At 64.8% G+C, this 26,503-nt stretch carries 23 protein-coding genes; 10 read left to right on the forward strand and 13 right to left on the reverse strand.

Going from position 1 to position 26,503, the window contains the following annotated elements:
• Positions 1-18 precede the first annotated feature (18 nt).
• Positions 19-1,266: an oxalate decarboxylase family bicupin gene (locus EDE08_RS18395; protein WP_131869961.1), complete on the reverse strand. Its 1,248-nt coding sequence runs from the start codon at positions 1,264-1,266 to the stop codon at positions 19-21.
• A gap of 249 nt (positions 1,267-1,515) precedes the next feature.
• Between EDE08_RS18395 and EDE08_RS18400 the strand changes: the two genes are divergently transcribed.
• Complete coding sequence (locus EDE08_RS18400) at positions 1,516-3,804, forward strand: FdhF/YdeP family oxidoreductase (protein WP_131869960.1); 2,289 nt, start codon at positions 1,516-1,518, stop codon at positions 3,802-3,804.
• 23 nt (positions 3,805-3,827) lie between these two features.
• Here EDE08_RS18400 and EDE08_RS18405 read toward each other — a convergent pair whose 3' ends face one another.
• From EDE08_RS18405 to EDE08_RS18430, 6 genes are all read right to left on the reverse strand, one after another.
• Positions 3,828-5,309: a sensor histidine kinase gene (locus EDE08_RS18405; protein ID WP_131869959.1), complete on the reverse strand. Its 1,482-nt coding sequence runs from the start codon at positions 5,307-5,309 to the stop codon at positions 3,828-3,830.
• A 57-nt stretch (positions 5,310-5,366) separates the two neighbouring features.
• Entirely contained in the window at positions 5,367-5,825 is a 459-nt protein-coding gene (locus EDE08_RS18410; protein WP_131869958.1) for a thioesterase family protein, read from the reverse strand.
• Positions 5,812-8,955 (reverse strand): efflux RND transporter permease subunit, encoded by a 3,144-nt coding sequence (locus EDE08_RS18415; RefSeq protein WP_131869957.1) that lies wholly within the window; start codon positions 8,953-8,955, stop codon positions 5,812-5,814. The genes EDE08_RS18410 and EDE08_RS18415 overlap by 14 nt, the downstream gene beginning before the upstream one ends.
• Positions 8,952-10,124, reverse strand: coding sequence for an efflux RND transporter periplasmic adaptor subunit (locus EDE08_RS18420; protein WP_131869956.1), 1,173 nt, complete (start codon positions 10,122-10,124; stop codon positions 8,952-8,954). Before EDE08_RS18420 ends, EDE08_RS18415 begins: the two co-directional genes overlap by 4 nt.
• Positions 10,125-10,144: 20 nt before the next feature.
• Positions 10,145-10,621 (reverse strand): hypothetical protein, encoded by a 477-nt coding sequence (locus tag EDE08_RS38490; protein ID WP_165936013.1) that lies wholly within the window; start codon positions 10,619-10,621, stop codon positions 10,145-10,147.
• A gap of 169 nt (positions 10,622-10,790) precedes the next feature.
• Positions 10,791-11,108, reverse strand: a complete 318-nt coding sequence (locus EDE08_RS18430; protein ID WP_245524819.1) for a hypothetical protein — start codon at positions 11,106-11,108, stop codon at positions 10,791-10,793.
• A gap of 296 nt (positions 11,109-11,404) precedes the next feature.
• On the opposite strand from EDE08_RS18430, the gene EDE08_RS18435 reads away from it, so the two are divergent.
• The 9 genes from EDE08_RS18435 (at position 11,405) to EDE08_RS18475 (ending at position 19,407) form a co-directional block, all read left to right on the forward strand.
• Positions 11,405-12,190, forward strand: a complete 786-nt coding sequence (locus EDE08_RS18435) for an alpha/beta hydrolase (protein WP_131869954.1) — start codon at positions 11,405-11,407, stop codon at positions 12,188-12,190.
• Positions 12,191-12,364: 174 nt separating this feature from the next.
• The gene (gene mdcA / locus EDE08_RS18440) at positions 12,365-14,011 is read left to right on the forward strand and encodes a malonate decarboxylase subunit alpha (protein ID WP_131869953.1); all 1,647 of its coding nucleotides are present in this window, start codon (positions 12,365-12,367) and stop codon (positions 14,009-14,011) included.
• A 9-nt stretch (positions 14,012-14,020) separates the two neighbouring features.
• Entirely contained in the window at positions 14,021-14,338 is a 318-nt protein-coding gene (mdcC, locus tag EDE08_RS18445) for a malonate decarboxylase acyl carrier protein (protein WP_131869952.1), read from the forward strand.
• A complete protein-coding gene (locus tag EDE08_RS18450) occupies positions 14,335-15,273 on the forward strand; it encodes a biotin-independent malonate decarboxylase subunit beta (protein WP_131869951.1) in 939 nt (312 codons plus the stop codon). Before mdcC ends, EDE08_RS18450 begins: the two co-directional genes overlap by 4 nt.
• A complete protein-coding gene (gene mdcE, locus EDE08_RS18455; protein ID WP_131869950.1) occupies positions 15,260-15,982 on the forward strand; it encodes a biotin-independent malonate decarboxylase subunit gamma in 723 nt (240 codons plus the stop codon). The genes EDE08_RS18450 and mdcE overlap by 14 nt, the downstream gene beginning before the upstream one ends.
• Positions 15,957-16,637, forward strand: a complete 681-nt coding sequence (gene mdcG / locus EDE08_RS18460; RefSeq protein WP_131869949.1) for a malonate decarboxylase holo-[acyl-carrier-protein] synthase — start codon at positions 15,957-15,959, stop codon at positions 16,635-16,637. Before mdcE ends, mdcG begins: the two co-directional genes overlap by 26 nt.
• Entirely contained in the window at positions 16,634-17,515 is an 882-nt protein-coding gene (gene mdcB, locus EDE08_RS18465) for a triphosphoribosyl-dephospho-CoA synthase MdcB (protein WP_131869948.1), read from the forward strand. The genes mdcG and mdcB overlap by 4 nt, the downstream gene beginning before the upstream one ends.
• Complete coding sequence (locus EDE08_RS18470; RefSeq protein WP_131870240.1) at positions 17,512-18,462, forward strand: AEC family transporter; 951 nt, start codon at positions 17,512-17,514, stop codon at positions 18,460-18,462. Before mdcB ends, EDE08_RS18470 begins: the two co-directional genes overlap by 4 nt.
• A 9-nt stretch (positions 18,463-18,471) precedes the next feature.
• A complete protein-coding gene (locus EDE08_RS18475) occupies positions 18,472-19,407 on the forward strand; it encodes an acyltransferase domain-containing protein (RefSeq protein WP_131869947.1) in 936 nt (311 codons plus the stop codon).
• Between the two features lie 378 nt (positions 19,408-19,785).
• Here the strand turns inward: EDE08_RS18475 and EDE08_RS18480 are convergent, their stop codons facing one another.
• The 6 genes from EDE08_RS18480 to EDE08_RS18505 all read right to left on the reverse strand — a co-directional run bounded on the left by EDE08_RS18480 (position 19,786) and on the right by EDE08_RS18505 (position 26,337).
• Entirely contained in the window at positions 19,786-21,084 is a 1,299-nt protein-coding gene (locus EDE08_RS18480; protein ID WP_131869946.1) for an HlyD family secretion protein, read from the reverse strand.
• A gap of 11 nt (positions 21,085-21,095) precedes the next feature.
• Positions 21,096-21,299, reverse strand: a complete 204-nt coding sequence (locus EDE08_RS18485) for a DUF1656 domain-containing protein (protein ID WP_131869945.1) — start codon at positions 21,297-21,299, stop codon at positions 21,096-21,098.
• The gene (locus tag EDE08_RS18490) at positions 21,296-23,191 is read right to left on the reverse strand and encodes an FUSC family protein (protein ID WP_131869944.1); all 1,896 of its coding nucleotides are present in this window, start codon (positions 23,189-23,191) and stop codon (positions 21,296-21,298) included. Before EDE08_RS18490 ends, EDE08_RS18485 begins: the two co-directional genes overlap by 4 nt.
• 170 nt (positions 23,192-23,361) lie before the next feature.
• Complete coding sequence (locus tag EDE08_RS18495) at positions 23,362-23,739, reverse strand: response regulator transcription factor (protein WP_131869943.1); 378 nt, start codon at positions 23,737-23,739, stop codon at positions 23,362-23,364.
• Positions 23,740-23,845: 106 nt separating this feature from the next.
• Complete coding sequence (locus tag EDE08_RS18500; protein WP_028179426.1) at positions 23,846-24,517, reverse strand: response regulator transcription factor; 672 nt, start codon at positions 24,515-24,517, stop codon at positions 23,846-23,848.
• On the reverse strand, positions 24,514-26,337 hold the full coding sequence (locus EDE08_RS18505) for a PAS domain-containing sensor histidine kinase (protein ID WP_245524820.1): 1,824 nt from the start codon (positions 26,335-26,337) through the stop codon (positions 24,514-24,516). Before EDE08_RS18505 ends, EDE08_RS18500 begins: the two co-directional genes overlap by 4 nt.
• Positions 26,338-26,503 lie beyond the last annotated feature (166 nt).

Here is a 26,503-nt window from a genome sequence, read left to right on the forward strand (position 1 = left end):
CTCGTTGAACGGCTTCCTTCAGGACTTGGGCATGACGCCGGGACTGTTGTCCGGCCATTTCGCGATCAGCTTCTCGTCAATGTTGAAGTGCTGGGCGACGAGCTTGGGCGGTGTGTGCGTCAGCCAGTTGGTGAGTGAGACCTCCTCGTAGCGCGGCGCACGGAACACGCCGACGAACTGCAGCTCGGTGTCGCCGACATTTTCGACATAGTGGCCCAGGTTGCGCCGGACATAGCCGATGTCGCCGGCCGCGAAATCCGTCGTCAGCGCGTTCGGACCGGTGTCGAACACCGTCATCCGCGCCTTGCCCTTGATGTAGTACTGCCACTCGTCGGCGTTCGGGTGCCAGTGCATTTCCCGGACCGCTCCCGGCGGCATCGTCACCAGTGCCGCGGCGACGGTCGTGGAAACCTTGAAGTTGCTGCTGTCGGCAACGCGGATGCTTCCGGCAGAGCTCTCCTTGACCGGGGTCGAGCTGCCGAGCGTGTGGACGAAGGGGTAGGGCGGCGCTTCGGCGTGTCTGGCGACTGCGGCGCGATCGGCGGCGAGATCGCCGGGCACCGTCCCCTGGAAGATCCAGAGATTGTGCAGCGGGATCTTCGCGAAGGCCTCGGCCGGGACGCCGAAATTCTTCGCCAGGACCTCGGGCGGGGTATGGGCGAGCCAATCCGTCACCAGCAGCGTGTTGAACTCATTGGCGTGGCCGTCGTCAAAGCAGATCACGAACTCGCAGCCGTCGGGCCCCAATCCCTGCAGCGAATGAGGCGCGCCCGACGGGAAATACCAGAGGTCGCCGGCTTTGACGTCGGCGACATAGGGGCGTCCCTGGGTGTCGAGCACCGTGATGCGGCAGGTGCCGTAGGTCATGATCGCCCATTCGGCGGCCTGATGCCAATGCAGCTCGCGGATGCCGCCGGCGGACAGCCGCATGTTGACGCCGGATATCTCCTTGGAGATGGCGAAATCCGCAACGGTGACCTGACGGGCCCAGCCGCCATTCTGGATGCGCTTCGGCGCATTATTGAAGGAGGCCCAATCCATCGGCAGGCCGCCGACATCGGTCGCGGGTGGGCTCTGCACCGATGGGAATTGCCTGGCCAACGCGGGATTCTGCGGACCGGGATCGGTCAGGCTTCCCGGACTCCTGGCGTTCACGGCCCCTTGCGGTGGCTCGTCCGGATTTCCGAAGCTTGCGGCCTGCGCACTTGTGCCGACCATGGCGGCGCCTGCCGCGGACATGGCCAGCAAATCACGTCGTGAGAACATGTTGGGTCGCTCCTGAGGATTGTCCAAAGCCCTCTGTTTCGACGGGGCTCCAACCGTCCAGTTTAGTTTCCACTTGCCGCTTCAGCTTCCGCGAACGGCGCTCTTCTTGCCGGAATGCACGGGCTGTTGCGGCAAGCCGGCCGGGCTCGGCCGTGTGCAATTGAGAAATTCGGCTTCGTTTTGAAAAGACGGCTCTGCCCGCGTGATCGTTAACTGACCCGGAGAAGCGCAAGATCGAGAGACATCGAGATGACCAAGAAATCGGTTCGTCCCTACCGTGAGCCTGCCGGCGGCTGGGGCGCACTCAAGGCGCTCAGCGAGGCGCTTCTGGTGCAGCGGGTGCCGCTGAAGGGCGCGGCGACGCTGAGCCGGATGAATCAGCCGCAGGGCTTTGATTGTCCCGGCTGCGCATGGCCCGATCCGAAGCACACGTCGTCGTTCGAATTCTGCGAGAACGGCGGCAAGGCGATCGCCTGGGAGGCAACGTCAAAGCGCTGCACGCCAGAGTTCTTCGCCGAGCACACCGTCACCGAGCTCGCCAGCTGGAATGATTATGATCTCGAAATGGTCGGGCGGCTCACGCATCCGATGGCCTATGATGCCGCATCCGACCGCTATGTCCCGGTGGAATGGAGCGATGCGTTCGACATGATCGGACGGGAGCTCAGGGCACTGCCGGATCCGAACATGGCGGAGTTCTACACCTCCGGACGGACCTCGAACGAAGCAGCTTTCCTCTACCAGCTCTTCGTGCGCGAATATGGTACCAACAATTTCCCCGACTGCTCGAACATGTGCCATGAGGCGACCAGCGTCGGCCTGCCGTACTCGCTCGGGGTCGGCAAGGGCACCGTGCTGCTGGAGGACTTCGACAAGGCCGATTGCATCTTCATCTTCGGTCAGAATCCGGGCACCAACAGCCCGCGGATGATGACCAGCCTGCGCAATGCGGCGCGCCGCGGCGCATCGATCATCTCGTTCAACCCGTTTCGCGAACGTGCGCTGGAGCGCTTTCAGGCGCCGCAGAGCCCGATCGAGATGATCACGCTGAGCTCGACGACGATCAGCTCGAAGCTCTTCCAGGTGCGGGTCGGCGGCGACGTCGCTGTCCTCAAAGGGATCATGAAGATCCTGGTCGAGGCGGACGAGGCCGCCCGCGCCGCCGAGCAGCCGGAGATCCTGGACTGGGACTTTATTCGCGGCCACACCGTCGGTGTTGAGGCGTTGATCGACGATCTCAAGCGCACGCAATGGCCCGACATCGAACGTCAGTCCGGCCTGACGCGCGAGGACATGGAATATGCCGCGGGCGCGTACAGGAAGGCCGAGCGTGCCATCATCGTCTACGGCATGGGCATCACCCAGCACTGGCGCGGCGCGCACAACGTGCAGCAGATCGCCAATCTCGCGCTGTTGCGCGGCAATGTCGGACGCGAGGGCGCCGGCGTCTGCCCGGTTCGAGGCCATTCCAACGTGCAGGGCGATCGCACCGTGGGGATCACAGAGGTTCCCAAGGCGGACTTCCTCGAGCGCCTCGAGCAGCGCTTCGGCTTCAAGCCGCCGGCCGCGCCGGGACACAACGTCGTGACCGCGCTGGAGGCCATGATCCGGGGCGAGGTGAAAGCCTTCTTCGCGATGGGCGGCAATTTCGCCGCAGCCATTCCGGACTGGCAGGCGACGCAGGCGGCACTCGGCAAGCTCGATCTCACCGTCCACGTCTCGACCAAGCTCAACCGCAGCCACCTGATCCATGGCCGCGCCGCCCTGATCCTGCCATGCCTCGGACGCACCGAGATCGATATCCAGGCGTCAGGGCCGCAATCGATCACGGTGGAGGACTCCATGTCGATGGTGCATGCGTCCGGCGGCCGCAACAAGCCTGCATCGGAGCATCTCCGTAGCGAGGTTGCGATCATTGCCGGCGTCGCCAAGGCGACACTGGGCGAACGCACGGTGGTCGATTGGGACGGCTTCGTTGCCGACTACGACCGAATCCGCGATGCGATCGAGGCGGTGTTCCCGATCTTCCAGGGCTACAATGCCCGTATTCGCATTCCCGGCGGCTTCCACCTCACCTCGACGGCGCGCGAGCGGATATGGGCGACGCCGTCGGGCAAGGCGAACTTCCTGGTGTTTCCGGGGTGTGGCGAAGACCCGCAGAGCGATGCCGATTTCCTCTGGCTCACCACCATACGCAGCCACGACCAGTACAACACCACGCTCTACTCGATGTCCGACCGCTACCGCGGTGTGTTCGGCCAGCGCGACGTGGTCTTCCTCAACGAGTATGAGCTGAAGAAGCGGGGATTGGTCGACGGCGACCGCGTCGACCTGATAACCGCATCGACCGATGGCGCCGAGCGGATCGTGCGCAACTTCCGCGTCGTGGCCTATTCGTTCCCGACCGGCTGCTGCGCCGCGTACTATCCGGAAACCAATCCGCTGGTCCCGCTCTATGCCCGGGATCCCCTCAGCTTCACGCCGTCATACAAGGGTGTTCCGATTCGCCTTGTGCGCTCGGCTGCGGCCCGGGAATAGAGCCAGCGACAGGCGCGTTGCGGTCACGCATCGCAGCACGGCGCATCCGCCCGGACGGAGACCGGCAGCGTGAACCAGAAACGGGCTCCGCCATGCGCGCCATTGCCTTCCGCGCCGATCCGGCCTCCATGCGCTTCGACGATCGACCGGCAGATGGACAGTCCCATGCCCATCCCGGTCTCCTTGGTCGTGAAGAAGCTGTCGAAGAGTCGATCGACATGTTCGGCGGCGATGCCGGGACCGTTGTCCTCAACGGAGCAGCACAACGTCGACGCGTCGGACGTGACCGTGCTGATGACGATCCGGCGATCGTCATATCCGGCATGGGTCATCGCCTGCATCGCGTTGATGGCCAGATTGACGATCACTTGCTGGAGCTGGGTGCGGTCACCGTGCACCTGCGGCGCACTCGGGTCGGGCCGGTGCACGATCGTCACCGCGCGCGATTCGAGCTCATGCCGGAGGAAGAGAAGCGCTTCGCGAATGACTTCGTCAAACGAAAGGGATGCTTGTTCGGGGGGCCTCCGCGAAGCCATTCCGTGAACGCGCGCCACGATGTTCGCCGCCCGCTGCGCATCTACGACGATGTTTTCGATGGTCTTGCGGATCTCGACGATATCGGGAGTGGGCCTGTTCAGCCATCGCAGCCCGGCGGCGCCATTGGTGGCGATGGCTGCGAGGGGCTGATTGACTTCGTGGGCGATCGATGCGGTGAGCTCGCCGAGCATCGAGACCCGGGCGGCATGCGCGAACTCGGCCTGTACCTGCTGGAGCTTCTGCTGGGCGCGAAGACGCTGTGAGATGTCGATCGTGCCGACCAGGCTTATTTCGAGATCATTGATAGGGCCGACGCGCGCGGTCGTGAAGAGAACGTCGACGATGCGACCGTCCCACGTGACCATCTTGGTCTCTTCCTCGAAATTCGTCTCGCCGCGATAGCGGGACTCCATCGCCCGGCGGAACGTATCGGGCCGTTCCCTCCAGGTGTCCGCCATGGAACGTCCGACGAAGCCTTCGACGCCTCCCCCGAACATCTGGATGGCTCGCTCGTTGGCCTCCTGAAACGTGAGCGCATCCATGCAGGTGCGAAGGAATTCGGGATGGCTGTCGAAATAGGCGCCGAGATCCTTGACGCCCTCGGCGCGCAATTTTCGGAACAGTGCGACGAGCCTGCTGGCGTCGAGCTGCCGGAACGCGATAGGCATGCGGCTGAACAGCTGGCGGTATCGCTGCTCGCTCCGCTCCAGCTCGGCATTGGTCTTCTTCAAGGCCGTGATATCCATGATCGCGCCGACGAGCGTCAGCGAAGCGGCTAGAAAAGCAGCGAAAGCGATCGCCGTAAAATTGTCTCCAAGCAGTGAACAGGCGAAGGACAGCAGGGTCAGAACAAGGCTACCCCAAGCCCACAGCAGAATCCGATCCTGTATCGTCCGGATCGGCAGCAGACGCCGCCACCATCGCTGGGGCTTTACGGGGGGTGAGCCATCCAGGCGTTCGAGCATCATGCGGAAGGTCTAGCGCGCCGCCGACGGGAGGTCTTTTGCGTTTTCGCAGGCGTCTTGTCAAAACGCACGAAACTGCGATCGGGCTTGCTGGATGCGATCCTGGGCCATCTCGGCGGTTGGCCTCGTGACGCCGAATCGCTGCTCGAACTCGGCGACATTGACGACGCCACGGCGGTGGGTGCCGTCGCCGATCTTGCGGTCGCCCTCCCAGGCCTCGACCTCGAACAGGACGCTTCTGGCGTCGATCGCGACGATTCGTGCCGTCGCCCGCACCGTGCGGCCGACCGGCGTCGCGGCCAGATGGCGGATATTGACCATCATCCCGACGCTGACATGACCTGCGGGAAGGAACGGCTGAACCGCCGATCCGGCAGCCATTTCCATGTGCAGGATCATCATCGGCGTGCCGTAGACTTCAGGCATGCCCGGCACCACATGGCCGACTGTCATCTCGGGCGTGACGGTCACCAGTTTTTCGGCGGTCATGCCGGTCGTCACTTTCTCAAGCGGATTCATGGCTCAATTCCGTCTGTGCCTCGGTCGTGGATGGGGTGGATGTCTTGGCGGCCTGCGGCTTGCGCGCGGTGAGCCAGTTGCCGAGCCGATCGAGATAGAGATAGACGACGGGCGTGGTGTAGAGCGTCAGGATCTGCGACAGCATCAGGCCACCGACGATCGTGTAGCCGAGCGGCTGGCGCAGCTCCGCGCCGGTGCCGGAGCCGATCATCAGCGGCACGCCGCCAAGCAGTGCGGCCATCGTCGTCATCAGGATCGGGCGGAAGCGCAGCGTGCAGGCCTGGTAGATCGCCTCTTCAGGGCTGAGCCCGTGCCGGCGCTCCACTTCGAGCGCGAAGTCGACCAGCATGATGCCGTTCTTCTTGACGATGCCGATCAACAGGATGATGCCGATGATGGCGATGACGCTGAGGTCCATGTGGACAGCCAGCAGCAGCAGCAGCGCGCCGATACCCGCCGAAGGCAGCGTCGACAGGATCGTGATCGGATGGATCAGGCTCTCATAGAGAACGCCGAGAATGATGTAGATCACGATCAACGCGGCTCCGATCAGCAGCGGCGTGCCGGACAGGGAGGACTGAAACGCCTGGGCGTTGCCCTGGAACGAGGTCGACAGCGAGGCGGGCTTGCCGGTCTCCTTCTCGATCTTCTGGATTGCCGTCACCGCATCGCCCAGCGCGACGCCCGGACGCAGGTTGAATGAGATCGTCACCGAGGGAAACAGGCTCTGGTGGTTGATCAGGATGGGCGCAGGCTTGATGACGGCATGGACCAGCGTGCTGAGCGGGACCTGCTGGCCGCTGGCCGAGTTCAGGTAGATGTCCTTGAGCGCTTCGGGCCCGTACTGGAACTTGGGATCGACCTCCATCACGACGTGGTACTGGTTCAGCGAGGTGAACATGGTGGAGACGATGCGCTGGCCGAAGGCGTCGTCGAGCGCATTGTCGATCGTCGTCGGCAGGATGCCGAAGCTGGAGGCGACCTCGCGATTGACGGTGACCTCCAGCCGTGGGCCGGCGTTGGCCTGGTCGCTTGCGACGTCGCTGATGACGTCGAGCGCGCGGAGCTTCTCCAGGAAGATCGCCGACCAGTGGGTGAGCTCGTTGGAATCGGCGTCCGTCAGGGTGTACTGATACTGTGTCTTCGACAGGCGCGCGCCGATCGTGATGTCTTGCGCCGCCTGCATATAGAGCGTGATGCCCTGGATATGGGCAAGCCGCGGGCGCAGCCGATCGATGATCTGGTCGGCGCTCGCCTTGCGCTCCGGCTTCGGCTTCAGCACGATGAAGATGCGCCCCTGGTTGAGCGTCGCGGTCGGGCCGCCCGGACCAATATAGCTCGCCACCGACTGGATCGCCGGATCCTTTGAGAGGATGCTCACGATCGCCTGCTGGCGTTCGGACATGGCGGGGAAGGAGATGTCCTGGGCGGCCTCGGTGATACCGACAATCTGCCCGGTGTCCTGTTGCGGGAAGAATCCCTTCGGGATGATCACGTAGAGGTAGCCGGTCAACGCGACAGTCGAGAGCATGACGAGCAGCGTCGCGAAGCGATGCCGCAGCACCACGCGCAAGCCCCGCGCGTAAAGCGCAAGCAGGGCATCGAAGCCGCGCTCGAACAGGAGATAGACCCGGCCGTGCTTCCTTCGCGAATCGTCCTTCAGAAGGCGCGCGCACATCATGGGCGTCAGGGTGAGCGAGATGACCAGCGACAGCAGCAGCGAGGCGGTGATGGTGACGGCGAATTCCTGGAACAGCTTGCCGACGTAGCCGCCCATCAGGAAGAGCGGGATGAACACTGCGATCAGCGACAGCGTGATGGAGACGATCGTGAAGCCGATCTCGGCGGAGCCCTTGAGTGCGGCCTCCAGCGGCGTCATGCCCTGTTCGAGATGGCGCACGATGTTCTCGATGACCACGACCGCATCGTCCACCACGAAGCCGACCGCGATCGACAGTGCCATCAGCGAGAGGTTGTCCAGGCTGTAGCCGAGCACATAGAGCACCGCGAACGTCCCGATCAGCGCCAGGGGAACGGTGATCGCCGGAATGACGGTGGCCCAGAAATTCCGCAGGAATAGGAATATGACCATCACCACCAGGGCGACGGTCAGGAGCAATGTGAATTGGACGTCGGAAACCGCTGCGCGAATGGTGGCGGTGCGATCGGCGGCGATCGTCACCTTGATCGCCGGCGGAACGGAAGCCTGAAGCTGCGGCAGCAGCTTCTTGATCCGGTCGACCGTTTCGATCACATTGGCGCCGGGCACGCGCTGGACCGCCAGAATAATAGCGCGCTCTTTGCCGTACCAGCCGGCCAGGAGATCGTTTTCCGGCGCCTCGATCGCCGTGCCGATATCGCGGATTCGCACCGGCGAGCCGTTGCGATACGCGATGATGAGGTCTTCATAGGCGGAGGGCTTCAGCAGCTGGTCGTTGGTATTCAGCGTGTAGGTGACGCGCGGGCTGTTGAGCGTGCCCTTCGGCAGATCGACATTGGCACCGGCGATGACGTTGCGGACGTCTTCGAGGCCGATCCCCCGGGCGGCAAGCGCTTGCGGATTGACGCGAACACGGATCGCCGGCTTCTGCTGGCCGCCGATGCCGACCAGGCCCACGCCCGGTACCTGCGAAATCTTCGGCAACAGGATATTTTCCGCATAGGCATCGACCGTGGTCAGCGGCAGCGAGTCCGACGTCAGCGCGATCAGCATGATCGGCGTCTCCGCCGGATTCACCTTTCTGATCGTCGGCGGATAGGGGATGTTCGGCGGCAGGAAGGGGCTGGCGGCATTGATCGCGGCCAGCACGTCCACCGCCGCGCTATCCACCGTCCGCGACAGCTCGAATTGCACCGTGAGCTGGACCACGCCGAGTGCACTGGACGAGGTGAGCTGGGTGATGCCGGGGATCTGGCTGAGCTGCTGCTCGAGCGGCGTGGCGAGCGACGAGGCAATGGTGCCCGGATCGGCGCCGGGCAACTGCGCCGAGATCTGGATCGTCGGGTAATTGACGTTCGGCAGCGCACCGACCGGCAGCAGTGGATAGGCCGCAAGGCCGCACAGCAGCAAGCCGGCCATCAGTAGCGCGGTTGCAATCGGCCGCAGGATGAAGGGCGCCGAGAGGTTCATGGGATCGCGTCCTGCACGGCACTTTGCAGGTCGGCTTCCTGCGCAGCTTTGCCATGCAGTTCCCGGACGCGGCTGCCTTCCGTCAGCCGATACTGGCCGTCGACCACGACCACGTCACCTGACTTCAGCCCCTGGTCGATCAGTGCCTGGCCATCACTGATCTGTGCGACGTGAACGGGGCGCAAGGCGGCCGTCTGGTCCTTGGTCACGACGTAGACATAGCTGCCGTTCGGTCCCTGCTGCACGGCCGAGCCCGCGACAGTGAGTGCATCCTTCTGGACCTCGAGCAATAGGCGCGCATTCACCAACTGGCCCGGCCACAGCCGGTGCTCACGATTCGGGAACACTGCCTTGAGCTGGACGGTGCCGGTCGTCCCTGCGATTTCGTTGTTGACCAGCAGCAGCGTGCCCTCGTCGAGCTTCATCTTGTTGTCCTGGCTGTAGGCAATGACCTTCAGCGATCCCTTCGCAGCGTACTCCTGGATCAAGGGCAGGTCGGTCTGCGGCAGGGTGAACAGCAGCGAGATCGGTTCGATCTGGGTGACGACGACGAGACCATTGGGATCGGTCGGATGGATCACGTTGCCGACATCGATCTGGCGAACGCCCGTGATGCCGGGAATGGCCGAGGTCAGGCGCGTGTAGCTCAGCTGGACGTTGGCCTGATCGATCAACGCCTGGTCGGCCTTCACGGCGGCCTTGAGCTGCGCCACTTGCGCCGTCTGCGTCTCGATCAGTTGCGGAGTCGCGTAGCCCTTGTCGCCGAGCTGATTGTAGCGTGCGAGATTGGCCTCGGCGTTCACGAGTTGCGCCTGGTCCCTGTCGCGGTTGGCCGTCAGTTGCTCGATCTGCGCCTCGTAGGGACGCGGATCAATCTGGGCGAGCAGGTCGCCGGCCTTGACGGTCTGTCCCTCGGTGAAGGCGATCTTGACGATCTGCCCCTGAATCTGGCTGCGCACGACGTCGGTGTTGTAGGCGATCACGGTGCCGATGCCGCGCAGGTAGATCGGGACGTTCTTGCCGGTGACGGTGGCTGCGACGACCGGCACGGCAGCTGGCACCGGCGCGGCCGCCACGGCCGGCCTGTGGTCGCTGCCGTAGAACCAGAGGCTTGCGCCGATCAGGATCGCGGCCAGAGCAACCAGTGCAAGGGTGAGCTTCCGTTTCACGGTGATGGTCCTTCTTGATCTCAGGGATTGCCGGAACCCTCGATTGAGCTCGTGCTGCCCATCGGGGCAGGGCCGGGCACCGGCAGGGACGGACTGATTCCGGCGCCGCCGAGCTCGGTGGATCCGAGCGGAATCCCGACGCGTCCGACCGTCGATGTCGAGGGTGGCAAGGCCGCCTGGGTCGTCGTGCCGTCGGGGCAGCCGAGTGGCGGGCTTCCGGAGAGGCCGCCGCCGTCAAACAAGGCCCCCGACGATCCGGTATTCCCTGATGGGGGGCAGTTCGTCATTGCTTGCGAAGGATTGATCGGGGATACGCCAGGAGTGGCGATTTCGGTCGAGCCCAGCGGAATGCCTTCTGGCCGCGTGGAGCCCAGGTTGAGCGGCGAGGTTGCAGACATGCCGACAGGGGGCAGCGTCGTCGGCAGCGTCATCTGCGCATTCGCCGCGGCCGGGATCAGCCAAATCAGGCTGGTTGCGAGCGCCACGCCGAGATGCATCGATGCAGATCGGCGGCATCCGAACCTGTTCAATGAGAGCTGTTCTCGCATGGGCTGCTCCGGATTCTTTCATGTGTACGGAACGATAGGGAGCGGCCGGCGTGCCGGTATTCCCTGAATGCACGTCCCGCTGTCTGGCCGCACGATCGAAAGCCATCCACCCCCGGGATCATTGGGGCCCCTTCCGAAGCAGTCGCTTTGCCTCGGACAGCTCCCGGCGGCACGTGGCGATGTCGCTGGAGCTGTCCGCGGCGCGTGCGCGGTCGAGGGCATCGAGCGCGTGTCGAAGGTACAATCCGCTCGCGCCTTCCGCTTGCGCCAGCGATCGTGGCGTGGGCTGATGACTGCGCAGTGCATCGAGGCTTTCCGGGCTCCAGCCATGTGCGCCGGCATTCTTCTCGATCGCGGCGTCCAGCTGTGCCTGGACACGCCCGATCGAATTTTCGCAGGACGCAGCGCGGGCCGGGGATGCCGCCTGCAGCAGCATTATAGTGGCAGCTGCAATCCGGATGAGTGAATTCGATGTCATTGTCGATCCTCTCGTGTCGCTAGCGAACGTCTGTCTCGAATGACAGCACCGATACGCGCCGTCTTTCGCTTGCGAACGTCGGCTGCTTTGCATGCGCACGAGATCGTGCCATCAGAGAAACCGGAGCGTGAGCTGGATCAGAGCTGCGGCCGATAATTCCCGGCGTGCGAAGTGGCAAGGGCCGTTGTTTGCCGAAATACGCGGGCAAGCGGCCAACGTAGTGTCGCATCGTTCCAACCCGGAGTGATCCCGACATGAAGCATCTCAACGCAGGTCTCGCCTTTGCTGCAGCCCTTTCCCTGTTCGCGAGCGTCGCCCCGGCGCGTGCGGAACCCGTTAAGAATATCGTCCTGGTGCACGGCGCCTGGGTGGATGCGTCCGGCTGGAAGCCGGTCTACGAAATCCTGAGCAAGGAAGGCTTCCGCGTGACCATGGTGCAGGAGCCGGAAACGTCGTTCGCCGACGACGTCACGGCAGCGAAGCGGATTCTCGATCTCCAGGATGGTCCGACACTCCTCGTCGGCCACAGCTATGGCGGCTCGATCATCACCGAGGCCGGCGTCCATCCCAAAGTCGCCGGCCTCGTCTACGTCGCCGCGCACGCCCCCGACGTCGGCGAGGATGAGTCGGCGCTCGGCAAGAAGACACCGAGCGTGCTTGGAAAGACCGAGGGCGTCATCAAGGTCACGCCGGACAAGTTCACCTATCTCGATCCGGTGCAATTCCCGAAACTGTTCGCGCCCGATCTGCCGCGTGAGCGCGCCGAGTTCGTGGCACGCTCCCAGGTCCTGGCCGCGGCACAGGTGTTCAGCACCCCACTGACGGCGGCTGCGTGGAAGACCAAGCCGAGCTGGGGCATCGTTGCCGGCGGCGACCAGATCATCAATCCCGATCTGGAGCGCTGGTACTACGAGCGTGCCAAGAGCCACACCACAGTGATCCCGGGCGCGAGCCACTCGGTCTACGAGTCACATCCCAAGGAAGTGGCGGCCGTCATCACGCGCGCAGCGCGCAGCATCGATCAACCGGTCACTCGCTGACGCCGCTTTTTTGCCGGTCCTGACGCACGGCCGGTGAACGGAGGGCCGGCGGGAGAGGCAGCACTCCCGCCGGCCTGACTGCCCACCCCCGGAGAATTCCATGAGCGTGATCGAGAAGACCAGCGCAAGTCGAGGACCGGTTCGTGACCTGACGCGCGTCAAGGAGCAAAGGCCATGACGAGCTGGCAGAACAACCGCGCCACGCGTGATGCCCGCATCGCCGCAGGCGGCGGACTTGCCCGCGGCAAAGTCGTGGAAGCGGGCAATGCCACGCGCCTGCTCGAAGCCGTGATCCGGCCGGGCGATCGGATCTGCCTGGAAGGCGACAACCAGAAGCAGGCCGATCTGCTCAGTCGCGCGCTGCTCGCGGTCGACCTCTCCAGGGTCAACGACTTGCACATGGTGCAGTCGGGCGTCGTTCTTCCCGAGCATCTTGATCTGTTCGACCGCGGCGTCGCGAAGCGATTGGACTATGCCTATTCCGGGCCGCAGTCGGCCCGCATCGCGCGCATGCTGTTCGGCGGCAAGATCGAGCTGGGCGCGGTCCACACCTATCTCGAACTGTTCGCACGCTACTTCATCGACTTGACGCCGCACGTTGCGCTGATTGCTGCCGTCAGCGCCGACCATGACGGAAATCTCTACACCGGTCCGAACACCGAGGACACGCCGACCGTGGTGGAGGCAACGGCCTTCAAGGACGGCATCGTGATCGCCCAGGTCAACGAGATCGTCGAGCAGGTTCCGCGGGTCGACATCCCGGCGGATCGCGTCCACTTCGTGGTCAAGTCCGACAAGCCGTTCTTCGTCGAGCCGCTGTTCACGCGCGATCCGGCCGCGATCACCGAGGGACAGATCCTGACCGCGATGCTCGCGATCAAGGGCATCTATGCTCCCTATGGCGTGCAGCGGCTCAATCACGGCATCGGCTTCAGCACGGCCGCGATCGAGCTCCTGCTGCCGACCTTCGGCGAGCGGCTCGGCCTCAAGGGCAAGATCGCAACCCATTTTGCTCTGAACCCGCATCCCGCACTCATTCCCGCGATCGAATCCGGCTGGGTCCGGCAAATCCACTCGTTCGGTTCGGAAGTCGGCATGGACGACTACATCCGCGCCCGATCCGACGTCTACTTCACCGGCCCCGACGGCTCGCTGCGCTCGAACCGCGCCTTTTGCCAGACCGCCGGGCTCTATGCCTGCGACATGTTCATCGGCTCGACGTTGCAGATCGATCTGCAGGGAAATTCGTCGACCGTCACCACCTCCCGCATCGCCGGGTTCGGCGGCGCGCCGAACATGGGAGCGGATGCGCGCGGCCGGCGTCATCCGAGCGAGCCCTGGCTGAAGGCCGGGGCGGAGTCCGACCCCGACGGCTCTCCCCTGATGCGCCGCGGCCGCAAGCTGGTGGTGCAGATCGGCGAGACGTTCGGCGACAAGAACGTGCCGCTGTTCGTCGAGAAGCTCGATGCCATCGAACTCGCGGAGAAGCTGGAGCTCGAGCTCGCGCCGATCATGATCTATGGCGACGACGTCACGCACATCGTCACCGAGGAGGGCGTCGCCAATCTGCTGCTGTGCCATAGCGCGCAGGAGCGTGAGCAGGCCATCCGCGGCGTTGCCGGCTACACCGATGTCGGCCGTCGGCGGGATCACGGCATGGTCGCGCACTTGCGCGAACGCGGGGTGATCCGCCGCCCGGAGGACCTCGGCATCAATCCGCTCGATGCGGATCGTAGCCTGCTCGCGGCGCGCTCGATCAAGGACCTCGTGCGCTGGTCCGGCGGACTCTACGCGCCGCCGTCGAAGTTCAGGAACTGGTGAGGACGGGCCATGGAAGATCTTAGGTTTCAGCACAGCGTTCGCACCAGAGCCGGCGGCGCCAGGCAGAGCGCGATCGTCGGCGTTGTCGCCTCGGGCAATCTGGAGGTGCTGGTGGAACGCGTCCTCCCGGATGCGGAATGCACCATCGAGATCAGGACCGCGGCGGTTGGCTTCGGCGAGGTCTGGACCGCCGTAATCGGCGATTTCGTCGAACGCTATTCGCCCGGCGGGCTGAGATTCTCGATCAATGACGGCGGCGCGCGCCCCGATACGGTCTCGCTTCGGTTGGCGCAGGCAGTGCGATTGATCACGGAGAACGGCCAATGACCACACCACTCAGGGACGTCACACCGGCCGAGCGCGCCCGCAGCACCAGCTTCTACGAAGCGTCGGCCCGCACGCGGCTGGAGCTGCTGCTTGACGTCGGCAGCTTCGTCGAGTTCATCGGTCCCGAGCAGCGCGAGGTCAGTCCACATCTGAAGATTTTTGATCTGCCCGAGCAGTTCGACGACGGCATCGTCGTCGGCCATGGCCGCCTCGATGACGCGCCGGTGTTCGTTGCCGCACAGGAGGGCCGTTTCATGGGCGGCGCCTTCGGCGAGGTGCATGGCGCCAAGCTGATCGGGTTACTCCGCGCGGCGCGCCAGATCGCATCGATCCCCGTCCTGATCCTGTTCGACACCGGCGGCGTCCGGTTGCAGGAAGCCAATGCGGGCGAGCTCGCCATCGCCGAGATCATGCGGGCGGTGATGGAGGCGCGCAGCGCCGGCGTGAAGGTGGTCGGCCTGATCGGCGGCCGGTCCGGATGCTATGGCGGCGGTGGGTTGATCGCAGGCTGCTGCTCGGCTCTCGCCGTCTCGGAGCCCGGGCGCATCGCGGTGTCGGGCCCCGAGGTCATCGAGACCAATCGCGGCGTCGAGGAGTTCGACTCCCGCGACCGCGCGCTGGTCTGGCGAACCATGGGCGGCAAGCATCGCCGGCTGCTCGGCGCCGCGGATGTCTTTGCCGATGATAACGTGCAGGATTTCCGCGAAGCCGCGCTCGAACTGCTGGACCAGATCGGACCTTTCGGCCTCGACAGCTTGAAGGCAGAGCAGGAGCGGCTTGCCGACCGGCTAAGCCGCTACGGCGCCTGCCTGGATGCGGTCGATATCTGGACGGCGCAGGGCATCGCGCATGCTGAAACGGTTCCGGAGCTGCCGGCCGATCAGTTCATTACGCTCGCCGACAGGATCGGGAGGACCAGCCGTGACGCTCGATGACATTCTCGCCTCGCTGTTCCCAAAGGGCCATGAAATCAGGAACGACAAAGGCGTCCTTCTCGGCTCGGCGACGCTGCGACGCGGCGACAAAATGCTCGTCCTCGGTGTCGCGGATCGAACCGCACTGGGCGTCGACGAGGCGATCAGATTGTCCGGCCATATCCTGGCGTCGATCGGCCGGGACTCTGGCCCGATCCTGGTGCTCGTCGATAGCGACAGCCAGCGCATGAGCAAGCGCGACGAGTTGCTCGGGCTGAACGAATTCCTTGCGCATCTGGCGAAAGTGTTGATCCACGCGGACATGAACGGCCGCCCGACCATCGGCCTTCTCTACGGTCACTCGGCGGCGGGCGCTCTGCTCGCGACGGGACTTGCAACCCGCGTGCTGATCGGATTGCCCGGCGCACACCCTGCAGTGATGGACCTGCCGTCGATGGCGAAGGTCACCAAGCTATCGATGGAAGCGCTCGAGGAGAAGGCGAAGTCGACGCCGGTGTTCGCGCCGGGGCTGTCCAATCTCGTGCAGATGGGCGCGGTTCACATGACATGGGGCAACGACGTCTCGCTCGCCGATCAATTGGAGGCGCTGCTGGCCGACATGCCGGCCGCGCGAGACCAGCGGGATGCGCTTGGTAAGGCGCGTGGAGGCCGGCTGAAGGCCGCTGATATTGCGGAGCGGGTTCGTGACCTGGCCCTGCAAGCAAGGTGAACGTTCACCGGGTCGTCATGACCTCGTCTTCGTCAGCCCGGCAGGATGGCGCGCGATGCTGGAAGCGCGCGGCGATCTCGCTGCCGATGCGTTGGTCGCACGTTGGTCCAAAATGGGCTGGCCGGCGATCAGGCGGCGTGCTCTGCCATACGAGGAAGCCGGTCTTGCACTGGGCCTGCCATTACCGCCCTCGGCCGGCAAGAAGCGGATCTCCCTCCTGGTTGATATCGACCACGTCGTCTCGGTAGCGAGGCCGCCGTCACTGCGGCAGGTGCGGGCTTACGCGCCGCGCAACTGGTGGCCGACGCTCGACCGGCTCGACCGGTTGGAGCTTCGTCACTCGGTGGACGCGCGCGTCTTCGGCAGCCTGGCCTGGCAATCGCTCACCGGGCTCGACTACGTGACGGACCGATCGGACCTCGATGTGCTGTTCGAGTTTCGCGGTGAAACTGACGTCGATCGTTTCGTTGCCGATGTGGCTGCGATCGAGAATGAAGCTCCGATGCGGATCGATGGCGAACTGATGCGCGCAGATGGTGCTGCCGCGAACTGGCGCGAGCTCCATGGCGGCGGGAGCGAGCTCCTGGTGAAGAGCATCGAGAGCGTGATCCTGCTCGGCAGGAATCGATTCATTTCCGGAGCGAGGGGATCATGATCACCGCGGCCATGCGAGGTTTGGAAAGGTCGGTTCAGCGTCGGCCGCGCATCTCGCCCGACGTTTCCGCCATCGGCGCCATCGCCACCCGCTGCCTCGTCGAGGAGCTGGAAACCTGGCCGAAGCCGGGGCTCGTGAGTCATATCGACAATGGCAGTCACAATGATATGGATGCCGGCACGTTCCGTCGCAGTGCCGCGGCGATCGAGCCCCATCTTCAGCACCTGGCCGATGCAGGCGCGCGCGGCTGCGGCATGGGGCGGCTGCGGATCATCGGCCTCGAGGCCGAGCGGGCGATGTTTGCAGCGACCTCTGGCGTCAACACGCATCGCGGCGCGATCTTCGGGCTCGGCCTGTTGTGCGCGGCGGCCGGTGCGAGGGCCGGCGGGTTGGTCGATCCCGAGCTTTCGCTTGGCGAGGTCGTGAGGCGCCTGTGGGGCGACGGCATTCTCGACGGTCCGGTGCTGTTGCATAGCCACGGCAGCGCGGCCCGACGCCGTTTTCGCGCCGGCGGTGCGCGTACCGAGGCCGCGAACGGATTTCCCTGCGTCTATCGGATCGGATTGCCGGCGCTGCGCAGGGTGGCGCATACCGTGTCGGAAGATACCGAAGCCGCCCGGGTCGAGGCATGCTTTGCCCTGATCGCCTCGGTCGAAGACACCAACCTCCTGCATCGCGGTGGGTTCGACGGCCTTCGTTTTGCGCATGATGCGGCGCGCTGCTTCATCGATGCCGGCGGCGTCAGCGTGCCCGGTTGGCGTGCGCGTGCGCAATCGATCCATGACAGCTTCGTCGCCCGTCGTCTCAGCCCGGGTGGATCGGCCGATCTGCTCGCGATGACGCTCTTTGTCGATGCCCATGAGAGCCCATGCCGATGATGTCAAATGCAATCCTGATGGCGCTCGTGCCGATCTTCTTCGTTCTCTTGTTGGGATACGCCGCCGGCAAACTTCATGTCGTCGACAATCTCCATGTCGACGCTCTCAACGCGCTCGTGATGGATTTTGCGTTGCCCGCTTCACTGTTCGCCGCGACCGCCTCGGCGTCGCGCCGTGAGATGATCGACCAGGTCCCGCTCTTCCTTGTGCTCGGCATCACGATGCTGCTGCTCTATCTTGCCTGGTATCTTGCCGCACGCCGGCTCTCCAAGCTCTCCCGGTCCGAGGCGTCCCTGCAGGCGTTGACGATCGGCTTCCCGAATCTCGCCGGGGTGGGTCTTCCGATCATGACCTCAGTCGTGGGTCCAACCGGCGCCGTTCCGGTTGCCGTCGCATTGGCGGCGGGCTCGATCCTCATCAGCCCATTGACCCTGATCGTAGCGGAAATGGGTGTCGCCAAGGCTCGTGGCGAAGAAATGGCGGCGCGGCAGATCTTGACGGCGGTCCGCCGTGCGATCACCAAGCCGGTGGTGCTGGCGCCCGCGCTCGGCATCGTGTTCTCGTTGTCGGACGTGAGCCTCGGCGCGGTGGCTCACGCGAGCCTCGCCCTGATCGGAAGCTCGGCTGCCGGCGTCGCCCTGTTCCTCACCGGAGCCATTCTGTCGGCGCAATCGTTCCGGCTGGATTGGAAGATCAGCGCTGCAACGGTGGCCTCGGACATCGTCCGCCCGTTGTTGGCTGTCGCGGTCATTCTCGTCCTTCCGATCGCGCAGGATACAGCGAAGACGGCCATTCTGCTCGCCGCCGTTCCCTCGGGTTTCTTCGGGATTTTGTTCGCGGTCAACTACCGGCTGGATTCCGCAAGGGTGGGGTCCATGGTTATCGCCAGCACCGCATTCAGCGTCCCGACGCTGGCGACTGTGATTGCGCTGCTCTTTCCGCATTAGGGCGCGACCATGACATTGGCAATCCTTTGTTCGGGGCAGGGCGGGCAGCATCGCGACATGTTCGCCCTCACGGGCGATGCGCCGGAGGCCGCGCCCCTGTTCGCGCATGCGGCGACATTGCTGGGCGGCAGAGATCCGCGCGATTTTGTGCACGCCGAATCCGACGATGCCCTGCATCGCAATCGTGCTGGCCAGGTTCTGTGCACCTTGCAAGCCCTCGCCGCCGCGGCCGCGCTCGGAGATGCCATTCCGCCTGACGCCATCATTGCCGGCTACAGTGTCGGCGAGGTCGCGGCCTGGGGTGTCGGCGGGCTGTTTGACGCGACCGCAACGCTCGATCTGGTGGCGCGTCGCGCGGAGGCGATGGATGCGGCCACGCGCGCCGGTGACGGACTGATCTTCGTCCGCGGTCCTTCCCGGGACGAGGTCGATCGCCTTTGCGAGCGACACGGCACGGCGGTCGCCATCGTCAATCCGGGTGATGCTTTTGTCGTCGGCGGCGGTCGTGAGGCGCTAAGCGAGTTTGCCCGAGACGCGCGGGCGATGCACGCTAGGATCGTTGCGTTGCCGGTCGAGGTCGCCTCCCACACCGAACGCCTCGCCGCGGCGTCCGCCGTCTTTCGTCAGACCTTGCACGAGGCATCGGTGATATTCCCGCCGCGGACCGGTGCGCGCATTCTGAGCGGAATCGATGCCGCTCCGGTCGTCTCCCCCGAGACGGGTCTCGACAAACTCGCCGCGCAGATCTCGCGGACCGTGCAATGGGCCGATTGCCTGCAAGCCTGTGTCGAAGCGGGTGCGACAGGGTTTCTCGAGCTCGGGCCGGGACACGCGCTGAGCGGCATGGCGGCGGAAGCCGCACACGGAGTTCCGGCGCACGCGCTGGATGATTTCAGGAGCCTTCAGGGCGTCCGCACCTGGCTCACGCGTCACGTCGACCTCTAGCGCCGGAAAATCCCGAACGGGACGATGGCCTCGATCGCGCATTGTGCCGTCAAAAAAGGGGCCGTCCCTTGGGGAGGACGGCCCCTAAAAGTGCTCGGATGCCTAGGGAGGAGGGAGGCTCGAGCCGTGACTTGGGGGTCTCAGTCACTTAACACGCACACCATCGCCGATCCCGTAGCCAGAGTATTTCATGAACCCCCGCCGTTTCTCATTTCGCATGATCCACGCGAGGCCCGTACGCAGCACGTGAGACCGGGCCTTTGTGGTGTCGAGGTCAGGCCGCCGCACGGAACTAGCGTGCTGGCTGCTGCGCTGGTGCGTGCGGGAGGGGACGAGACACATGGTGCGTCTCGTCCAGGTCAGGCGTCCTGGCCTGTTTCAGGGCAGGCGTGGCGAGGCGTCGATGCCGGGCGTCAGGCCGGGTGCGATCTTCTCTGCCGGGGGAACCGCCGCGGGCTCGCGCGTATAGGGAAGGACGTCCACCTCGGGGCGTTGCTGCGATGTCGCCTGCAGGCAGTCCGGACGAGGCGGGCGGCCTGCGCCGAACAGATCGGAGACGGGATCGACGAAGTTCGCGCGGAACCGGTCGAGCCAGGTTTGGCCCTCGCTCGCGGAGGGCTGCCGGATCGTTACCGTCGCTGTCATGCCGGAGACGAGCGGCACATCGGGTGGCACGGTGTCGATGGCGAGGCGAACCGGTACGCGCTGCGCGAGCCGCACCCAGGTGTAGATCGGGTCCACGTTGGGCAGGCCCTGTGTGCCCGCGGCGGCGTTCGACACGCTGACGCCGCGCGTCACGGTCTTCACATGTCCCAATATCGGCTTGGGATAGCCGATCAGTTGGGCTTCGGCGCGATCGCCGATGCAGACCCGCGCCATCTTGGTTTCCTCGAAATAGCCGTCGATCCAGAAACTGTTGGAATCGATCACGGAGACGTTGCTGACGCCGGTGACGGCATAGTCTCCCGCGCGCAACAGGAGGTTGGTGACGTAACCATCGACGGGACTGACCACGCTCGTGCGCTTCAGGTTCAGCTCCGCCTGTGCGAGCTGGTGCGCCGCAGCCTCGTAGGCAGCCTTCGCCTGCGCCGCGTTGCCCGCATAGATTTGCTGTTCTTCGGGCGTTGTCGCAAGATCTGACAGGTGCTGCCGGCGGTCGAACTCGGCCTGCTTCACCACGAGGTCCGCCGCCCGCTGGTCGACCAGAGCCTTGCCGACCCGAACGGCAACCTCGAAGTCGAACGGATCAATCACGTAGAGGACGTCGCCCTTGTGGACGAACTGGTTATCGGCCACCCGAAGCTCCACGATCTTGCCCGCCACTTGCGGCGCCACGTTCGCGACCTGGACGCGGACGGTGCCGTTCCGCGTCCAGGGCGCGGTGACGTAGTGCTGCCAGGTTGAAGCCGCTATGAGAATTGCGACCAGTGCGATGCCGACAGTCGCAAGGTGCCTGCCGGCACCGCGCATGAAGCGGCCGACCGCTTGGCGCAGTGGCCTCGTGGCGGGCGTTGCCCATGCGGAGGGTCTGATGCTGTCCGGTGCCCGATCGCTGGTGTCGCGCGCCACGGTCTGCGGCGCGTTTGAACCGTCCACGGCGTCTGCGGCATCGACTGGTGCTTCGGCTGAGGGCTCGCGATGAAGCGGCGTGACGTCCCGAGGCAGGGTGGCTTCCATGGCACTTCTCCCTAGAAGAACAGCGCGAGCGTGCCGAACATCGCCACGTAGAGGCAAAGCTCGGCCAGCGACGGGTTGCTGAAGACTCTCGCGAAACCGACGATGCGCAGCAGCGGGCGAAGCATCAGGAACGCAAGCAGCGCGATTGCGGCATAGGAGACGATGGGCGCAATGAGCACGCCACCGATGACGAGCTCCCGATATGTAGTTGTCATGGCTGCTTGCCTTGGCTGGGGTCTGTTGGAGACTGCGATGGTGCAAGTATGGTACTTGCCGGAATCAGCGCGGCGATGGCCGAATTGGCGGACAGGTTGTTTTGCGATGCCGCCTTGCTCAGCGCCTCGGCAGCGGCAAGGATCGCGGCACCGTTGCGCTGGGCAAGGGCGTCTCGAGCGTCCTGCACCACTCGGGCGAGCGGACCTTGGGTCAGCCGCTCCAGTTCGGCGCGGCAGCGTCGCAAGCTCTCAGCCTGGTCGAAACAGCGCATCGCCTTCGCCGCGATCTGACCATTGAGAGCCGAGGCGCCGTTTGCGCTCAAAATCTGTTCGACTCGCCCCGCGTCGCGAAACGCGGCTTCCTCTGGCGCGAGGTCTCGAACTCGCCAGCGGTCGAGCTGGCCCAGCTCGCTCGTAGCCTCTCGCAACAGCAGGCGAACTCGCTGGTCGCCCGACAATGGAGGAAGCAGCGTCTGCGCTGCGAGCACGAGCAGGGACGACAGGCAGGCAAAGAAGCTCGTCACGAGAAACACCTCGGGGTCGTAGTTCTGCGGGTTGGTCGGTGCGAGTACGGCGATCGTGAACACCAGGGTGAGCCGGCCGAGGGAAGACGGCAGCGGGTTCGGCGACGAGATCAGCAGCGCGAAGCCGATGACGACAGGCGCGAGACCGATCGCCAGCAGTTGAAAGTCGGACACGCCGTTGAAGACGAAATATTTCAGGATGCCGGCCAGCGCGCAGGCGATCGGCATCGCCATCACCGTGACCTTCGTGAAGGTGCGTGGCGCGGGCGCCGTCGAGCCGAGGCCGAGGATCACCGCGACGAGCGAGAGGCAGAGTTCGGTGGTCGGCCATCCCGTCAACACGAAGAAGAGCCCGATCAGTGCGAACGAGATCGCGGCCCTTGCGCCGGTTTCCGCCGCAATGCGGCGCGAGCGGTAGAGCGGCGCGCGCCATGCATGATACGGACGTACCCCTTGGTGCAGCGCATCGAGGCTGCTGCGGACCTGGGCAAGCTTATGGCTGATCTCGCTGCGGAGCCAGGATCGGGAAATGGCCGTCAGCCTGGCCGCCTTCTGGTCCGGGCCGTTCGCACTCTGCGCTGAGGCGGACGTGACCGGGAGCGCCGCGAGCATGCGCCCAAGGGAGAGGAGGCTGACGAGGTCGACCAGCGCGGAACGCGCGGCTGCGGTCCGAGCCGTGCCGATGCTCGATTCCGTGGTAAGGCTAGCGATCTCCGGACGTATCGCAGCGATGTCGTGCAACAGGCTCGCTGCAGCCACCGCGGAGTCACGGTCGGTACCGTGCGTGTGGGCCTTGACCCGGTCGTACAGCGCCTCGATGCGGCCTGCCAGTACCGGATGATAGTCCGGCGCGGCCAGCACCTCGTTGACCAGCGCCACCGCAAGCACCCCGATGCCGATGGCGGCACCGCGCGCAATGCCGGTCGGAAACACCTGGAGCGGCGTGTCGATCTGCTGGATGGCGATCAGGGCAACGGTGATGCAGCCGAGCGCCGCCGCATAGGCACGATTGCCGTCCAGCATGGCGGCGACATAGACGCAGAGCCCGACCCAGATGCCGAGCACGGCGAGCAGGAGGCCGTCGGTTTGAGAAAACACGCCGGCGATCGCAATCGATGCCATGACCCCAATCGCCGTCGCGAGCAGCCGGTAACCGGCTTTTTCCATGCCCTGACCGCGTGTCGGCAAAGCCAGGATCGCCACGGTCAAGGCCGCCGACGAGGGGGATTCGAGTTCGAGCCAGAAGCTCGCATAGAGTGCGAGCATCATCGCCAGCCATACCCGCAGTGCGAAGGTCCAGGAGCTTGCCGGGAAGCCGGCGAAGACCAACGGGGACGGCGCGGCAGCACTGGTGGCGTTCACGGGCATCGTGCCTCATCCGTTTTTCGGCAGAGCGTGCCGCCCGGCCGAAGTCGAAAAAGTCGACGACGATTATGAGGTTTGCAGCTCCCGCCGGTATTTCCGGTCCGCCAACCCGGTTGCCGGAATGCACGTCTGGTTGGGGAGGAGGGCCGTTGCGCGAGGGACGAATAAGCGGGCTACGGCGCGTGGCCTGCCAGAGCCTCTTCGAGGCAGCGGATGATCTCATCGCCGCTGGAGGGTTTGCCGAGAAAGCAATGCGCGCCTGCGGCCATGACGCGCTGGCGCACGGATTCGCTTGGAAATGCCGTCATGAAGATGATCGGGAAGCGGCGGCCGGCGGCGATCAATTGGGCCTGCAGCTCATCGCCCGTGATGACCGGCATCTGCACGTCGGCGATCATGCATGCCGGATCGTCTCCCGGCGCATGCCGCAGGAAGTCCAGGCCGGACTCGTAGGCATCGGCCTCGTAGCCGAGCGAACGCACCAGGCTCGCAAGCGAAGTGCGAACGCCTTCATCGTCGTCCACAATCGCAATCACAGGGGTCTTGGCCATTTGCGCACAATCCTGACCGCGGTGTTCCGCAAGGCAAGGAGGATATCTCCCGTTGCGCGGCCGATAACGCCTTATGCACCCGGGGCCCGGACCGCCGAAATTATACTCAGGTTTGGTCCGTAGTCCTGCGGGTCTGGGAAACTCCGAGCGCCTCGGCCTTGCGAACGAGGTCGGCCAATGACCTAACCCCCATCTTGCGCATGACGTTCCCGCGGTGGATTTTAACCGTGATCTCGCTGAGGCCGATCAGGGCCGCCACCTGCTTGTTCATCAGGCCGGCGGTGACATGGCCCATCACCTCGCGTTCGCGCGCCGTCAGGGTCTCGTACTGGGCGCGGATGTCCTCCTTGGCTGCGGCTTCGGCACGGTGCTGCGCGTCGCGCTCGAGCGCTGCGGTCACGGCATCCAGCATGTCCTGGTCGCGAAACGGCTTTGAAAGGAAGTCGACGGCACCGGCCTTCATGGCACGTACCGACATCGGAATGTCCCCGTGGCCGGTCATGAAGATGATCGGATAGCTGATGCCCTGCCGGACGAACTGGCTCTGCAGATCGAGCCCGCTCACGCCCGGGAGGCGGACGTCCAGCACGATGCAGCCGGGACCGTCGGGCAGCGAACCGGCAAGCAATTCGGCGGGCGAGCCGTACAGGCGCGTTTGCAGGCCGACGGATCGGAACAGGCTGTCGAGCGAGGCGCGGATACCTTCGTCGTCATCGACGACGATCACCAATGCACTGGATGGTTGGGCGGGCGGCTGCGCCTGGTTGGGTCGGGTCATGGCAAGGCGTGTTCTTGGCTAAATGGTAATGTCAGGTGGAAGGTCGTTCCCGAGCCCGGAGTGCTCGCCACCGACAACCGGCCGCCGTGAGCTTCCACCGTGGTTCGGCAGATCGCAAGTCCCATGCCCATTCCGCCATCCTTCGTCGTGAAGAACGGATCGAACAGGCGCGGCAGGTCCTCAGCTTGGATGCCCGGGCCGCTATCCTGTACCATGATGGCGAGGGTTTCGCTGTCCTCGTTGCCGGCCCGCAGCGTGATGGTGCGGGAACCGGGCTGGCCTGACATCGCCTGGCCCGCATTGATCAGAAGGTTGACCAGGACCTGTTGCAGCTGGACCCGGTCGCCGCGAATCGGTGGCAGATCGTGCTGCGACTCGACGGTGAGGGTGACCTGGTCCTTGGCGAGTTCGCGCGCGACCAGCGCGGTCGCCTCCTCGATGATCTCGCCGATTTGCAGCATATCCCGCTGGGGCGGGGCCTTCTTCAGGAAGGTGCGGATGCGGGTCACGATCTCGCTGGCGCGGCGCCCCTGAGCGACGACGTGGCCGATCGACGTCGTGACCTCCTTGAGGTCGGGGACGTCGCGCCGCAGCCACCGCAAGCCGGCCTCGCCGCTGGTGACGATCGCCGCGAGCGGCTGGTTCACCTCATGCGCAATCGACGCGCTGAGCTCGCCGAGGGTTGCAACGCGCGCAGCATGAGCGAGCTCGGCTTGCGCCGCGAGCAGCGCATCCTGCGCCTGCCGACGCTCGGTAATGTCGACGACGAAGATGAGCACATTGTGATCTTCGTCGGATTGAGGCGGAAAGGTGATCGTGAACAGCACGGGGACCTTGTGCCCGTCGAGGCGCACGAGCTCGCTCTCCCCTTCGTGGAACTGCTCTCCTTCCGCGAATGCCACCAGCGCGTCGAGGAAACTGCGATCGTTCTCGCCCAGCAGCTTGTCCACGTTCTCGATGAAGGCCGCAGAGCTGCTCGCCCCTGCCATCTTCTGCAGGGCAGGATTGACGTCGGTAATTCTGGCAAGTCCGCGGGCATGGCGGACGAAATCGGGATGTCGTGCCAGATAGTCGCGCAGGTCCGCCCCTCGGGACGGTAACGAATGCAGCGCGGTCCGTAGTCCGCTCCAGTCTTCCTCTACGACGCCGATCCGGCTTGCGTCGAACATTCGGCGGTATCGTTGCTCGCTCTGCACGAGCGCACTGTGCGCCGCCACGTGGTCCGTGACGTCGGTGTGCGTTTCGAGCACCCCGACGGGCTTGCCGAGATGGTCGTGTTGCAGGGCCCAGCGCGCATCGACCGCGAGTATGGCACCGGCCTTCGTGCGCTGCTCAACCCTGCCTTCCCATCGCCCGGTATCAAGCAGGGTGGCCTCGATGACCTCCCTCCGGTCGGGATAGCTGGTTCGCAGAAGCTTGTCGGCGATCTGCCCGAGCGCCTCGTCGGTGGTCCAGCCGTAAGTCTGTTCGGCGGCCTTGTTCCAGAAATTGATCACGCCGGCGCGATCGCGGACGAAGATCATGTCATGCGACAGGTTGAGCAGGCGCGCCTGCGCCGCCAGGCGATTGGTTGCGGCATGATTCTGGAGCGCGAGCAGTGTTGTGATTGCGATGGCCGCGAGGCTCACCAGGGCACGAAGGGCCGGTGAGCCGATGGGCTCGTGGTCATGCGATAACAGATACGCTGTGATCGTCAGGGCGGCACAGCCGATCGCGGCGACGATGATGTCGTTGCGCCGGTTCGTCCTCGCCGCGAGCAGAATCGCAACGACGTAGAGAACCGCGACCGCGCCTTCGAGCGGCGTCAGCACGTCGACCATGAACACCGCGAAGGCGAGGACGGCGGACCAGAACCGCAGGCCGGCGCGGCTCATGGACGAGCCCGTGGGCCGATCAAAGTTCGTCATCGTCTCAGGTGGGGTTTCTTCGCATTGCAGCCGCGTTGATGCCGCGATTTGATGGCGTCCACAATATCCCGCAAGCTGA

It is taken from the genome of Bradyrhizobium sp. R2.2-H (assembly GCF_004346455.1).
Taxonomy (GTDB): domain Bacteria; phylum Pseudomonadota; class Alphaproteobacteria; order Rhizobiales; family Xanthobacteraceae; genus Bradyrhizobium; species Bradyrhizobium diversitatis.

Excerpts from the sequence above, each read along its gene's own strand:
- EDE08_RS18435 (WP_131869954.1), top strand. The coding sequence starts at position 11,405 with ATGAAGCATCTCAACGCAGGTCTCGCCTTTGCTGCAGCCCTTTCCCTG.
- mdcB (WP_131869948.1), top strand. The coding sequence starts at position 16,634 with ATGATCACCGCGGCCATGCGAGGTTTGGAAAGGTCGGTTCAGCGTCGG.
- mdcA (WP_131869953.1), top strand. The coding sequence starts at position 12,365 with ATGACGAGCTGGCAGAACAACCGCGCCACGCGTGATGCCCGCATCGCC.
- EDE08_RS38490 (WP_165936013.1), bottom strand. The coding sequence starts at position 10,621 with ATGCATCTCGGCGTGGCGCTCGCAACCAGCCTGATTTGGCTGATCCCG.
- EDE08_RS18405 (WP_131869959.1), bottom strand. The coding sequence starts at position 5,309 with ATGATGCTCGAACGCCTGGATGGCTCACCCCCCGTAAAGCCCCAGCGA.
- EDE08_RS18400 (WP_131869960.1), top strand. The coding sequence starts at position 1,516 with ATGACCAAGAAATCGGTTCGTCCCTACCGTGAGCCTGCCGGCGGCTGG.
- EDE08_RS18480 (WP_131869946.1), bottom strand. The coding sequence starts at position 21,084 with ATGGAAGCCACCCTGCCTCGGGACGTCACGCCGCTTCATCGCGAGCCC.
- EDE08_RS18450 (WP_131869951.1), top strand. The coding sequence starts at position 14,335 with ATGACCACACCACTCAGGGACGTCACACCGGCCGAGCGCGCCCGCAGC.
- EDE08_RS18495 (WP_131869943.1), bottom strand. The coding sequence starts at position 23,739 with ATGGCCAAGACCCCTGTGATTGCGATTGTGGACGACGATGAAGGCGTT.
- EDE08_RS18500 (WP_028179426.1), bottom strand. The coding sequence starts at position 24,517 with ATGACCCGACCCAACCAGGCGCAGCCGCCCGCCCAACCATCCAGTGCA.
- mdcC (WP_131869952.1), top strand. The coding sequence starts at position 14,021 with ATGGAAGATCTTAGGTTTCAGCACAGCGTTCGCACCAGAGCCGGCGGC.
- EDE08_RS18410 (WP_131869958.1), bottom strand. The coding sequence starts at position 5,825 with ATGAATCCGCTTGAGAAAGTGACGACCGGCATGACCGCCGAAAAACTG.
- EDE08_RS18485 (WP_131869945.1), bottom strand. The coding sequence starts at position 21,299 with ATGACAACTACATATCGGGAGCTCGTCATCGGTGGCGTGCTCATTGCG.
- EDE08_RS18475 (WP_131869947.1), top strand. The coding sequence starts at position 18,472 with ATGACATTGGCAATCCTTTGTTCGGGGCAGGGCGGGCAGCATCGCGAC.
- EDE08_RS18395 (WP_131869961.1), bottom strand. The coding sequence starts at position 1,266 with ATGTTCTCACGACGTGATTTGCTGGCCATGTCCGCGGCAGGCGCCGCC.
- EDE08_RS18415 (WP_131869957.1), bottom strand. The coding sequence starts at position 8,955 with ATGAACCTCTCGGCGCCCTTCATCCTGCGGCCGATTGCAACCGCGCTA.
- EDE08_RS18490 (WP_131869944.1), bottom strand. The coding sequence starts at position 23,191 with ATGCCCGTGAACGCCACCAGTGCTGCCGCGCCGTCCCCGTTGGTCTTC.
- EDE08_RS18505 (WP_245524820.1), bottom strand. The coding sequence starts at position 26,337 with ATGGTCGACGTGCTGACGCCGCTCGAAGGCGCGGTCGCGGTTCTCTAC.
- EDE08_RS18470 (WP_131870240.1), top strand. The coding sequence starts at position 17,512 with ATGATGTCAAATGCAATCCTGATGGCGCTCGTGCCGATCTTCTTCGTT.
- EDE08_RS18430 (WP_245524819.1), bottom strand. The coding sequence starts at position 11,108 with ATGCTGCTGCAGGCGGCATCCCCGGCCCGCGCTGCGTCCTGCGAAAAT.